The sequence below is a fragment of the Adhaeribacter radiodurans genome (assembly GCF_014075995.1).
In the GTDB taxonomy this organism is placed as follows: Bacteria; Bacteroidota; Bacteroidia; order Cytophagales; family Hymenobacteraceae; genus Adhaeribacter; species Adhaeribacter radiodurans.
In genome coordinates this window covers 1,528,706-1,541,998 of sequence record NZ_CP055153.1, presented here as the reverse complement: position 1 = coordinate 1,541,998, position 13,293 = coordinate 1,528,706, and the positions used below count along the sequence as shown (strand labels likewise).

The following is a 13,293-nucleotide window of genomic DNA, read 5'->3' as shown; positions in this document are numbered from 1 at the left end:
GTCTGTAAGTAAATCTTAAATAGGCTGATGGTCAAACAATAAGCATCAGGCAAATACTTTGGTTAACGCGTTTAAAGATTTCACCAACCCGGTTATCAATTTTATAGTCTATAATTTGTTAATAAAGATCACTTATATTTTTTTTAGTTCATTACGTAAAAAGCCACATTACCTGTAGCTACTTTATTATGTTCATCGGTTAAATATAAAAATAACCTATAAGGTCCTTCATAGGTTGGAGAAGGAAATTCTAATTGATAATTTTGCCAGGTGGCAGAGGTCGTTTTTACTTTACTTTCTTGCAACTTCTTAAAATTCAGGTTACCTCTAGCAACAACCTCGGGTTTATTTTGTGCCAGAGTAGGATCAAAATAAATTTCTACGTTATCTTTATGTATCTCCCAATTTAGCTGTAAATTCTCGTTTTCGGGATCATAAGCTTTTAAAACTGCTTTAAACTTTTTAGATGCCGATTCTAAATATACATTTTTTGTATTTTTAGGGTTATTAATGATCAGTGAAGCAATACTTGGAGCCCGATTCGCTGGCCATTCATTCATCCAATTATGCTGTAACGCATCAATCATTTCGGTAGGTTGGCCTGTTTCCGTAAACAAACTAAACCAAGTGGTGGTATATTCTTGTTTCTGGCTCCACAAGAAAACATAAGATCCTAGGCATTTACTATTACCTTTAAATAGCTCTTGGTATTGTTTTCGAATATTATGCGATTTAGTATAACTTGTTGGTTCTACTTTAGCGTACCAATCCGTTTGGTCTGCAATCCAATAACCAGGAGTACCGTATTCTGATGCAATGTAAGGGCCTCGCCAGGCCCAATCAATTGTAGATTTTAATACACCTGACATTTTATCGAATATGTTTACAGATAAAATATCTATTTCATCGCACAGGAGACTAATAAGTACTAAAGGTTTTACATCTGATGAAATCATAGTGGTAGTAGGATGATTGGGATCCACATCATGAATCATTTTACCAATGTCATTAACCGCCCGCCACAAACGGTAATGCTCAGTTAGACGTTTGAATTCCAGTTTAAAGCTTAATTCATTCCCAATTCCCCACATGAGCAAGGCCGGATGATTTTTCAACTTCAACACATCTTGCCTTATTTTTTGTTGTTGAGCCGCTACTGCCTCATCATCGCTGTAGTCTAAAGTTCCGGCTGGTAGTACATTTAACCCTACAGTTACCGTAAGTCCATCTTTTTGAGCCTTATCTAAAATTACTAAAGCACTATCGGCATCTACGTTATATAAACGAATGGAATTTCCGCCGCTTTCTTTTAGTAAATGAAAGTCTTTATACACACAGGCCCCTTTTATAAAATAAGGTATCCCGTTACGATACAATTGATATTGCCCATTCTGTTCCCGTATCTCTACGTACGGAGGTCCCATGTGATTCTTAAGTTGAGGTTTTCGACTGCAGGCGATCAGGGGCAAAAAGCAAATAAGTAAATAATATAGATTCCTACGCAGCATAAAGTAATTAATAAAAAGCATCCTATACTTACCCCTTACATTATAATGGATTTACTGGCAGTAAGCACATTTCCTTTACCATCCGTCACATAAACATACAGTCGGTAATTAGTGCGATGGTACGCGCCACCTGGCTCGGGTAAAGTAATTACCACTCTACTGGGTTGATTGATTTTTTCTGAAATTTCCATTTTTTCCAGGTAGTCGTCCTTGTACAACTGCCATTCTACTTTAGTAGTACTATCCATATCACCGATTACGGTAAATTCAAAAGGTGTCTCAGGAATTAGAAAGCCGGATGGGCCCACTATCCGCACTTGAGGCATAGGAGTAGGTGCTTGATTTTTCCATGTATCCTGCAAGGCATAGTACACCGGCTTTTTACGACCGCGAAAATCGGTTAATCCAAACCAGGTAGCTGAACCTTCGAACCGGTCGCGCCAGCAAAAAGCAACCCCTCCTATATTATGGCCTTTATTTTTCTGAATAAATTGCTGCCATTCCTGCGTATATAAAGCTGCTTTTTGGGCGTTCGACTCTTCTATTAATAAGCTATTTTTATCTGTTTGCGAATACTCAGGATCCCAATACCCACTCGGGCCAAATTCGGATATTAAATAAGGCCGATGTGGGTTAAACTGTGCCGTTATTTGTTGTAATTTACTAATTTGCTGCGTGTAATACGAGTTAATTCCTACTACATCTACCGAAGGAACCAATTGGTCATAAGCCAGCAATTCACCGGGCAACTGCCGCGAATGTTCCAAGGAGGTAAAAACGGGCTTGGAAGGATCGATTTGGTGGATGCGCTCAGCCATGAGTTCAATCATGTGCATGTAGGCTTTTCGGTTCAGGCTCAAGTAAGGTTGGCTGAAATGTTTTTTAAGCAAACTGCTCGTTTCGTTTCCTATTGACCAACCCAGTACAGCCGGTGCCCCTTTAAACTTACTTACGGTTTCTTCTACCTTTTGCAAGTATTTCTTAACCTTTACCGTATCCTTATAATAATCTACTTGGGGGTCGAACCAGAAACCGTAAAGCACTTTCAAATCGTTTTCCTGGGCAATCGTCAGAATATTATCATCGTATAAACTAGGGCTATACCGACGAATAGTATTAGCTCCCATCGCTTTTATAGCAGTAAAATCCTGTTCAAGTTGATGACGGGTAAGCGGATAATGACCATCCCGCCAATCGTGCCCGGGGTTATAAGCGACTCCCTTCACATAAAAAGGCTGGTTATTTACTAACAAAGTATACTGACCCATTTTACCCGTTAAATAACCTTCTTGGTTTTTCCGGAAAGTTTTGGCTAAATCAGGTCGTAAAGCTTTCTGTTCCAACGTAGGCTTTTGCCAAATAAATGATTCTTGTTTTATTTTCCGGTAAAACTTAGCTATTTGGTTCGGGTTTTTAATAGTCCAATCCATTTCTAAAGCATGGCTGCTAGGACGCCAGGTACCAGGCCAATTTTGATCTTGGTTATTCGTAAAAAATACCAAAGAGCGAATTTCCCGATAGTAATTCGGAATTAAAGGCAGGTAATATTCTAGCCATTCCTGCCCATTACCCCCGTAGTGCGTAGAACCAAATTCGGTGAGTATAACGGGTTTGTTCAACTTGAGTATTTCGTTTCGAAAAGGCCGGTAAAGTTCTTCAAAGGTGCGCCATTTGCCATCTTCGGCAGCCTTACCGTAATTTAAACATGTTACCCCTACCCAATCCACGTAGTTCTCGCCCGGGTAATAAGCTTCTATGTTTTGAGGACTGGCTGGGTGCCAAATCCAACTTACATTATTGACGCCGGTGGTAGCAAATGTAGCCACCACATGCTGGTAAGCCGCAACAAATACTTTCGGACTAATTTTTAAAGGTTGATTGTAACTATCCTTATAATTATCGGCTTCGGGAGCAAACTGAATATAAATCGGATGATTATACCGCTGAATACGACGCGCGTAGGATTGTATATAGGAATCATACTTACCGGCCGCAATTGCTATTAAAATATTTTCATTAGTTTCATTTGATTTTTCTCCCGGTTTATTATAAATCGGGTTCCAGGTAATAAGAGGAATGGCCCCACGCTGGGCAATGCGGTCCAATAAGGTTTGCGGAAAAATGGCAGCATTCTCCGGTTCCCAAGGTTGCTGCACTGTAAGAATATTTAGGTTACTACCTAATTGCTTCTGGAAAGTATCGGCAATAGGTAAGGTTTTTTCTTCTTGTCCGGCTGGCAGGTACATACCGGTATAAAAACCACCTGTAGCTTTGGTTTGCGGTCCGTTGAGTACTTCTACGTCTTTGCTGGGATTATAATCCATCAGGATAAAGCTGTTGCAGGTTAAGAAAAGAAGAATAGCAAAGGCAGGTGCTCCCTTCCGCAAAAGCCGGTAAGTATCTGGTAAAATAACCTGGTGTATTAACTTTAATGGTTGGTAAAGCAAGTGCGTAATAGAAAAAGGCTGCAGCCAAATTTTTACTTTCTTAAGCAAAACGGGTTGAGCTGCCACAATTGTAACACTTAAAAGCAAACTGTTTAGCCCTACATAAGATGCCATCATCCAGCTATAAGGGCTCCAATCGCGCGATAAGCCGTATACCATAACCGCTAAATTCAACCCGCATACAATTATATTGGGCATACTTAAAGACCAGTTGTTACGATCTTCATCGTTTTTGGGGGTAGCGATATACGGTACTTTAATATTAAAAATTGTATAGATTAATCCTAAAGAAAATACCCACCAACTGGCAAAGAGCAATATTCCACCGGAGATATGAAAACCCTTTTCGTGGTCTTCCAGCAACCACCGTTGAGCGTACTGCCGAATAAGGGTAGTAAACCCTAGATAAGGGAGTAGTACCCAGAAAAATTGATGCCATTCAATATTAACAGGAGTTTGCCCCAGTAATAAGGAAATTACTGGAATTAAAATGTCTAATAAAACAATCAGGCCAAAAGCATAATGCAGGGGCAACAATAAGTAATGTAATTTCTGGCGCCAGGTAAAATTTTTAAATAGCCGAGGGTATACATGAGCCAATAAATCAAAAGTACCACGGGACCATTTTATTTGCTGTTTAAAATACGAAGCCAGCGTATTTGGCACGAGCCCCCGGGTTAATATTTTGGGTGTATAAACGGATTTCCAACCTTTAGCGTGCAACTGCATGGCCGAATGCATGTCTTCGGAAAGACCGGGAGCATGACCGCCAATAGAATCTAAGGCTGCCCGGCGAAAGGTACAATTCGCGCCAATAGCCTGCACCGTACCATGCCCATTCATGCCCAGCATCATGGGGCCATAAAATAAATAAGTCTGTTGGGCGGCTCCCCGGGCAAAAAAGCTATCTTCGGCATTGTAGTAGGCTTGTACCATTTGCACGTATCCTAATTCTGAGTCTTCGAAATAAGCTACTACTTCGTCTAAGTAAGAAGGAACCGGAATGTGGTCGGGGTCCATAATAACGCACAGTTCTCCGGTAGCCTGCTGCAACGCATTATTGATATTACCGGCCTTGGCATTAATCTTAATAGAGCGGGTAACATGCACCACCTCTAACTCCTGACATAGTTTAATTAAAGCCGGGTCATTACCTTCGTCACAGAGATAAGTAGTATGGGGGTAACGCACTGTTTTCATCGCTTTAAGGGTTTGCTCAATCATCGCGAAGGGCTCACCAGGCACGGCGGTGGTCAGCATATCTACGGTCCAGGTGCGGGTAGGCTTGGGGAGCGGCGTAGTTTTGATACCCCAGTAATGGTACCACTCGTGGAGTACCCGCAACATTTTATATCCTAAGGAAAGTAAGAGTGAAACATAAAGAGGGAAATAGCCAACTTGCTCCTCACTTAATAACCAGCGGGCAAATATAACCAAGCTGATGAGGCCTCCGCCAATAAGAATTTTGAGAATAAGCAACTCTCTCTTGGTGGGGGTTTTTAAGCCCACAATGTTTGTAACCTTCAGCCCTCCAGCTTCTTGGTCGATTTTATTAATCATCTTACAATAAGTAAACTGTATACCATACTCAATTCTTCTGATAATTTAGAGTGAGCAACTTATTTAATGCTTATAAATCTGAGGTTAAAAGGATTAACAGCTTAGATTGTGATAATCTTTAAATATTTACTCAATTATAGTACTTGAACTAAGTTGATCTTTTCCTTCTTAACTTCTTCTAATTAGTTCAAGCAGTACTAACATTTATTTAAAAATAGAAAACACATTCTTTCTAAATATATATTTATTAAATTATTCAAATATTATTCCAAACATTTTGCTGAATTATACCGTAGTTTTGAATAACAATGAAATAATTTTTCAATTAAATAGTAATATATAAGGGTATGATATAATCAATAAAAAATATATTTAATTGAATATTATTTAAAATATACAAATTAAATAATTAGTGAAAGTATAAAATAAGCATTATACCTTAAATAAACATAATCCAAAGTTAGTTAAAACAAAATCCTTGCTTTTAGGAACCAAAATTATAACATATAAGCTCCTGTCAGTAATTAAATTCTATGTTAATTTAATTTTACAAGTTAAACCCACCATAATATTATAAAAAAAGTAATATTTAAGTTATATAAAATTTTTGCTTTTATTTTAAAGTACTACCTAATTCCTGTACTTTTGCTCAAATTTCAAGAATTACTACTATCATCATTGCTTATATAACTATTCAATTGTAAAGATTAATTCACTTTCTTATAAATGAAATTTTACTTTACCTTAACATTATAAATATTTTATAATCAAGTCTACTTACTATCATCAACAACTCTGTAAAACTAAGACTAAACACAAACGTTAAGTAAAATGCCAAGCCAATCAATTTTACAGACAGTTGGTTATTTTTTCAAAAAAGAAACAGAATGGAATTTATTCGGCAACTAGTTGAAATTAGCCCTAATCCTATTTATGTACGAGATGAGCTAGGTAAGTTTGTGCTTATGAACGATGCTTACGCTCAGTTACACCAGCAAAGTGCATCGTATATCTTGAATAAAGGCTTTCTAGATTCTGATTATTCTTACGAATCTGATTTGGAGATTATAAAATCAAACAATCAGGTTACTATAGAAGATTTATTTGAGCAAGAGAATGGCCAACAAATTTGGTTTAATACTACTAAAAAGCCATTTACATCACCGGATGGTGCCCGTTTTCTTTTATCTACTTCCAACGACATTACTACGTTTAAAAAATCTATACTAGAAAAACAAGAAGCTAATCAGATTAAGCTGCAATTTGTAAATAACTTAAAGGAAGAATTTAAAGCTGATATAAATACTATTGTCGGCTTAACAAGACTTTTAAAGAAAGGCTTTATTAGCGTAGAGCAGGAAGATTACCTACGCCTGATTCAATCTATTGCTGATAATCTTTTAGATGCTCCTGACCATGTTCTGGAATTTACTAAATTACAAACAGGCGACATTGTTTTTAAAGCTACAACGTTTGACATTGCTTCTATTTTACATTACTCCACCAGCGCACTAGTTACAAAAACTGAAGACCATAAGATAGAAGTACAAATTGGTGAATTACCTAACCAGCTTCCTTTGGTACAAGGCGACCCTTATCGTTTAAACCAAATTTTTACTAATTTGATCTCCTACTCTGTAAAACATGCTTCTAAGGGTCAGATATCAGTTGGTGCCCGAATTCAAGCTAAATTGGTTAAAATAGTAAATGTGGAGTTTTCGGTTAGGGTTAATAATTGGAATAGTAACTCAGATAAACTAGAAAGCATTTTTGCTAGTTCTACAAAGCCCGATGGCAACGAACATTTTACGTTTGACAACCTGGATGTTAGACTAAAAATTTGCAAAAAAATAGTAGAACTTCAGGGTGGTAAGATGTGGTTAAAAACAATATCCAACCAAGAAAAGGAATTTTCTTTTATTATACCCTTTCCAATAAAGGAAGAGAAAAATGAATCAGGCAAGCCAGAAATACCAGAGAATTCAGATGAATTAAAAGGACTGCACATTTTATTAGCAGAAGATAATCCAGCAAATCAACTTTTAGTAATTTCACAGCTTAAATATTGGGAAGCACAAGTAGAAGTAGCCCAAGATGGAGTAGAAGCTTGTGAGAAAGCCAGAGCAAAGCCGTATGATCTTATTCTGATGGATATTGATATGCCGCATATGAATGGGATTGAGGCAACCGCTACTATTCGAAAAGAGTCTAATCCCAATCAAAACACCCCAATAATTGCATTTACGGCTAATGCCAGTAAAATTGATGTAAACAGATATAAAGAATCCGGCTTCTCTGATTATTTATTTAAACCATATCCTGAAGCGAACTTGTACCTGACCGTTGCTCGTAACGTTATAACTCAAGGTGAAGAAAATCTTGTGAAAGGCTCTGCTGAAAGCAATTTACTTTCTTCTACTATCCATAATCAGGAACCGCCTACTATTACTCCATTAGAAAGTGCGCTAGAACCAATAACTCTGGAACCTGCATTGTACGACTTTTCGGGTTTAGGCAATTTGGCTGAAGATGCCAATTTCGTGAGAAAAATGCAGCAACTGTTTATTGATTTAGTGCCCAGCCAATTAGAAAAGCTTTCTTTCTCTATTTCTCAGGAAGATTGGAGTACCGTTGCGCATATTGCCCATAGTCTTAAATCTACATACGGGAACATAGGAATTAAAGGAGCTGCTCAAGCTGCCACAAAAATGGAAGAAATATGTAATAAGAGAAACAATTTCTCTGACCTGGATAATCTTCTTAAAATAGTTAATAGTACCACTGATAAGGTAATCGCTGTATTCCAAGAACAACTTCACTCCACGATCAATTCTTAAACGAGTCTTAATTATTAAATTTTATATATATATTAAATATAATTTAATTAACTCCATCTTAGATAACAACTCTTATATTTTTATTCAAAAAAGGCTAAAGTCCTATAATTTTATAAAATTATTAATATTATAATACTGTATGCATTTGAACTTAAGCAATATGGTTCAAGTTTATAGTTATTATAAAGGCTTTTTTATTGGTTATTAGTAAGGAAACTGGACAAAAAAATATTTTTACAAATATTACTTTTTTAATAAAAAGAAATATACATTTGTTTCATCATACTCTTAATAATTTAGTATAGCACAATTTCTTTTCTGGATTAAGATTTAAATAAAGGCAATAAATTGCCTTAATGGAAGAATATTGTATTTAATAAAGAAAACGGCTGCTACTATATAAATAATTTAAACAATAATCGAAACTACTTATCTATGAAGAAAAGATTACTTATTGTAGACGATGAACCATCTATAGGTCTGATTTTAGAGCATTATTTCGCAAAAGAATACTTAGTACAAGTAAAGTCAAACGGACAGGAAGCCATGACCTGGCTCCAGGAAGGTCATCACATAGATGCTATAGTAGCCGACTTTGAGATGCCCTTGATGAATGGCCTCGATTTTATTAAGCAATTACGTGCTACTACTAAGTTTAGTGATATTCCCTTAATCATGCTATCGGGTAAAGATGAAACCAGCAACAAAATTACCTGCTTAAAACAAGGAGCCGACGATTACATGATAAAACCTTTTAACCCGGAAGAATTGGATATCCGGATTAAAAATGTACTAAGAAGAATTAAAGCTTAATTAATCTTTACTATGAGAAAGAGAGTAGTTTGTCTCGGCTCTAACGAACAAGAAGTTCAAGACTTCACTTCTGAATTTGCAGCAGATGTAGATGTTCAGCATTTTGATAATCCAACCAATTTTTTGTCGTGGTTAGCCAAAGGTGAATACTTTGATGCCATCTTAGATTCGGCTAGTCTTACTTCGCCCCTAGGCTTAAACTTAATCCGGACCTTAAAAAAAGATATCGGAATTAAAGAACCCATTTTCTGGTTAACTAACGATTCTGTTTCATCGGGTTTACAATCGATGCTGGTTGATGCAGGAGTAACGGATATCTTTTCGCAAAAAATAGAAAAAGAAAAACTACTCGCCCAACTTCAATTAACCGATACCGGCAAAACAGCTATTTCTGCAACCCAGAAAAATCCTTACGCCTACCAAAATCCTATAGGTAAGCGTACTTTTGATATTCTGGTTTCTGCTACTGCCCTATTATGCCTTTCTCCTTTATTTCTGCTAGTTGCTTTATTAGTTAAGCTGGAGTCTAAAGGACCGGCTTTTTATTATTCTTACCGGGTTGGCACTGGTTATCGTATTTTTCGCTTCTGGAAATTCAGGTCTATGCGGCAAAATGCAGACAAGATGCTGACTTCCATGAAAAATTTAAATCAGTATCAGACTGCTATTGCAGAAGAGCCTGCTCAACAATTTACCAGTTTATGTGCGGCCTGTACGGCTGCCGGTACCAATTGCCAGAGCCCACTTATTGATAGCCAGGGAAAAACCATTTGTGAAAAGCAATATAAGGTTGCGAAACAAGCCGAAAATGGAGCTGCTTTTATTAAAATAGCGAATGATCCCCGCATTACTAAAATTGGCATGTTTTTACGTAATACCAGCCTGGACGAGCTCCCGCAGTTGTATAATGTATTGCGTGGCGATATGTCAATAGTCGGAAACAGGCCATTGCCTTTGTACGAAGCTGAAAAAATTACCACAGATCATTTTGCCGCCAGATTTATTGCTCCTGCCGGAATTACTGGCCTTTGGCAGGTAAGTAAACGCGGTAAAGGAGGAAATATGTCGGAAGAAGAGCGCAAAGAGTTGGACATTGAATACGCCAAAAATTTCTCCCTTAGAAAAGACTTGCAAATAATTCTAAAAACTTTTCCGGCTTTATTTCAAAAAGAAAACGTTTGATGAAAAAAATATTAGTATCTCTTCTTCTTTCTTCCAGTATACTGCTGGCATTTGGGCAAAATAATCCCCAACCAACAGATTGGCAGGAAAAGTTCTTCAAATCGCCGGAAATTGCGCTTCCGCTGTTGATTGATGCGGCCGTAAAGTACTCTGCCCAAATTGAAAAATTGGACGCGGCCAAACAAATTGCTTATGACAATATTCGGCTATCCCGCAAACAAATATTAAACGGGCTAGCAGTGGGGTCAGGCTACAGTTATGGCACCATGTTAAATACCGTTAACGGCGACCAACAAGTGAGTCAGATCAATGCTTTTAATTTACCAGCCCGGGCACAGTACAATTCCGGAATAAATTTAAGCCTTTCTCTGGGCCAGCTACTTGGCCGCAAGTATGAAGTGCACCGGCAAGAATTAACTTTAAAACAAGCCGAAGCGGATCGTAAAACCGAAGAAAGAGAAATCAGGCAGTTAGTTATTAAAACCTACCAAGAAGTAAGCTTAGCAAAAGTTACCTGGGAGCAATCGGTAGATGCCTTGCAGTCGGCGGATATAAACAAAAAATTAGCTGATAAAAAATTCAAATTAGGTCAGATTGAACTGGATGAGTTAATGGTGGTGAATGATTTCTACACCAAGTCGGCCATGGCGCAAGAACAATTTAAAAATAAGTACGAAACAGTATACCTAATATTAGAAGAACTAACAGGAATCACCATTAACGATTTAATGAACCGAAAATGACATTTAAGAGTTTTTACCGGTTAATGCTGCGCAATTGGCTTATACTTATAAGCATACCATTAATTACTGCAGCCTCCATATATTACTTTGCCCGTAAAATGGATAAAGAATACACTTCAGATACTGTTATTTACACTGGTATCGCATCTGGAGTAGGCATAAAAACAGATAACAGCTCAGATTACTTTGCTACCAATCGGGCTTTTGCCAATTTGCTTAACCTTATTAACTCCCGCGAAACTAAACAAGAAGTTGCCCTGCGTATATTGGCTTCGCACCTACAGCTAAAGAAGTATGACCCGGCAGTACTTAGCTGGAAAACGTATACTCATTTAAATGAACTAATTTCAGAGCCTTTAAAGAAAAAGTTAGTTGGCACAACAGTAGAAGAAACTGTTAAAAAGCTGGAAAATTATTTAAAATCTAACCAGCAGAACGAAATCTATACTATCCTAAACTCCGAGGAACCTGGGTATTCTTTAAAAGCACTTTCTAAAATTAACGCTACCCAACTACCTAATAGTAATTTACTAAAAATAGATTTTTCTTCTAATGATGCCGTTATGTGCCAGCAAACTCTTGAAATTCTAAGCAATGTTTTTATCCGGAAACATACAGAATTGATGGAAGGCCAAAACGAATCGGTAATGAACTACTTTGAAACTGCTACTACTAAGGCCTATAAGAGACTGGAAGCTGCCGAAGAAAATTTCTTGAAATTCCATAAAACTAATAGCCTCATTAATTATAATGAACAAGCATCTGCTATTGCCGCCGACAAGCAGCACATGCTCGAAAATTACAACTCCTTAGAAATGCAGTATGCCGGTGCTTTTGGTGCGCTTAAAGCAGTTGAAAAAACATTAAAGGAACGGGGTGCGGTTAATCTTTATAATCAAGAAATTTTACAATTAAGAGATCAGCTTTCTAAACTCAATACGCAACTTGCAGAAGTAGAAGTAATAAATCGGGGAAAATCTAATGCAGCAGCTACCAGTCAAATAGCTACTTTAAAACAACAAGCTGATGTAATTGAAAACAAAATTAGAATAACCATGGATAATGCGTATTCTAAAATTCAATCTGTTCAAGCGGTATTAAGCAAAGACTTACTGAATGAATGGATCAAAAATACCGTTTTAGTGGAGGAACTAAAAGGTCAGCTTTTTGTAATTCGCCGGCAATTAAAAGTTTTTGGAGAAGAATACGACAAGGTGGCTCCTTTAGGAGCAGAGCTTCGTAAAATAGAACGGGAAAAAGATTTAGCTGAGAAAGAGTATTTTTCTTTGCTCAATGGCTTAACCGAAAGCAAACTTAATCAACGGAACATCGAAATCACATCGGAACTTACCGTAGTGGATCCGCCTTATACCCCAGTTAAGGCTATTAAATCTAATTTGCTATTACTCCTCTTATTTGGCGCCTCCGGTACCTTCTTTATGGTTACTGCTTACTTGGTTGGTTCTGAAATGTTAGACAATTCGTTAAAGAATACCTTTGTAGCAACTCAGCAAACCGGATTCCCGATAGTAGGTATTCTCCCCGTATTATTTGGCAAAAAGAAACAGCAGATTTTACAGGCTAAAACCGCAGAAGAATTACTTTCTCGGCAAGTACTCCTAAAAATGCAACAACGGAACAATGCCAATGAGCCATTTATTATAGGCGTTTTAAGCAGTTTAGCGGAAGAAGGAAAAAGCACAGCAATCAGCATTTTAACGAATCAGTTAAATACCAAAGGTATAAAAACGCTTGCCTTATTTCCTGAAGATCATACTAACCAAATTGCTTCTGGTACGCATACTTCTTTTTACTCTCCTCTTTACGGCTTAAATAACCGGATAACCATTGCTGATATATTAATCGGTAAAAATTATCCTTCTTATTCTGTGATTTTTATTGAATTTCCGGCTGTTTTAGAAAATACCTATCCCGCATCGCTATTAAAGTACCTGGATTTTATAGTGCTTACTGTAAGAGCAAATCGTACCTGGCAAAAAACAGATCAAGCAGTATTTGAAGAGATTAAAAAAGTTTCGCATGCTCCCATTGAAGTTTTACTAAATGGAGTACTGGCCAAAAACGACGATACGCTCACAAGCATTAAGCACACAGCAACTCCCAAAGCGGTAAAGCCAAAAGTAATTCAACCAATTATAGGCCAGCAAGAGGAAGTACACCTGCCAGTTTAATTTAGTAAGAT

General features: G+C 37.3%; 7 protein-coding genes. 5 read left to right on the top strand and 2 right to left on the bottom strand.

Features of this window, described 5'->3' with window-relative positions; translation table 11 throughout:
- Window positions 1-143 precede the first annotated feature (143 nt).
- On the bottom strand, window positions 144-1,424 hold the full coding sequence (locus tag HUW48_RS06505) for a glycoside hydrolase family 2 TIM barrel-domain containing protein (RefSeq protein WP_182414911.1): 1,281 nt from the start codon (window positions 1,422-1,424) through the stop codon (window positions 144-146).
- Between the two features lie 119 nt (window positions 1,425-1,543).
- Window positions 1,544-5,515, bottom strand: coding sequence for a glycosyltransferase family 2 protein (locus HUW48_RS06500; RefSeq protein ID WP_182414910.1), 3,972 nt, complete (start codon window positions 5,513-5,515; stop codon window positions 1,544-1,546).
- An 887-nt stretch (window positions 5,516-6,402) separates the two neighbouring features.
- On the opposite strand from HUW48_RS06500, the gene HUW48_RS06495 reads away from it, so the two are divergent.
- The 5 genes from HUW48_RS06495 (at window position 6,403) to HUW48_RS06475 (ending at window position 13,282) form a co-directional block, all read left to right on the top strand.
- Window positions 6,403-8,352 (top strand): response regulator, encoded by a 1,950-nt coding sequence (locus HUW48_RS06495; RefSeq protein WP_182414909.1) that lies wholly within the window; start codon window positions 6,403-6,405, stop codon window positions 8,350-8,352.
- A gap of 435 nt (window positions 8,353-8,787) precedes the next feature.
- On the top strand, window positions 8,788-9,165 hold the full coding sequence (locus HUW48_RS06490; RefSeq protein ID WP_182414908.1) for a response regulator transcription factor: 378 nt from the start codon (window positions 8,788-8,790) through the stop codon (window positions 9,163-9,165).
- 12 nt (window positions 9,166-9,177) lie between these two features.
- Complete coding sequence (locus tag HUW48_RS06485; RefSeq protein WP_182414907.1) at window positions 9,178-10,347, top strand: sugar transferase; 1,170 nt, start codon at window positions 9,178-9,180, stop codon at window positions 10,345-10,347.
- Complete coding sequence (locus tag HUW48_RS06480; RefSeq protein ID WP_182414906.1) at window positions 10,347-11,090, top strand: TolC family protein; 744 nt, start codon at window positions 10,347-10,349, stop codon at window positions 11,088-11,090. The genes HUW48_RS06485 and HUW48_RS06480 overlap by 1 nt, the downstream gene beginning before the upstream one ends.
- Window positions 11,087-13,282: a GumC family protein gene (locus HUW48_RS06475; protein ID WP_182414905.1), complete on the top strand. Its 2,196-nt coding sequence runs from the start codon at window positions 11,087-11,089 to the stop codon at window positions 13,280-13,282. Before HUW48_RS06480 ends, HUW48_RS06475 begins: the two co-directional genes overlap by 4 nt.
- Window positions 13,283-13,293: the final 11 nt, after the last annotated feature.

Coding starts and splice junctions, on each gene's coding strand:
- HUW48_RS06480 (WP_182414906.1), top strand. CDS start 10,347: ATGAAAAAAATATTAGTATCTCTTCTTCTTTCTTCCAGTATACTGCTG.
- HUW48_RS06495 (WP_182414909.1), top strand. CDS start 6,403: ATGGAATTTATTCGGCAACTAGTTGAAATTAGCCCTAATCCTATTTAT.
- HUW48_RS06485 (WP_182414907.1), top strand. CDS start 9,178: ATGAGAAAGAGAGTAGTTTGTCTCGGCTCTAACGAACAAGAAGTTCAA.
- HUW48_RS06475 (WP_182414905.1), top strand. CDS start 11,087: ATGACATTTAAGAGTTTTTACCGGTTAATGCTGCGCAATTGGCTTATA.
- HUW48_RS06490 (WP_182414908.1), top strand. CDS start 8,788: ATGAAGAAAAGATTACTTATTGTAGACGATGAACCATCTATAGGTCTG.
- HUW48_RS06505 (WP_182414911.1), bottom strand. CDS start 1,424: ATGGGACCTCCGTACGTAGAGATACGGGAACAGAATGGGCAATATCAA.
- HUW48_RS06500 (WP_182414910.1), bottom strand. CDS start 5,515: ATGATTAATAAAATCGACCAAGAAGCTGGAGGGCTGAAGGTTACAAAC.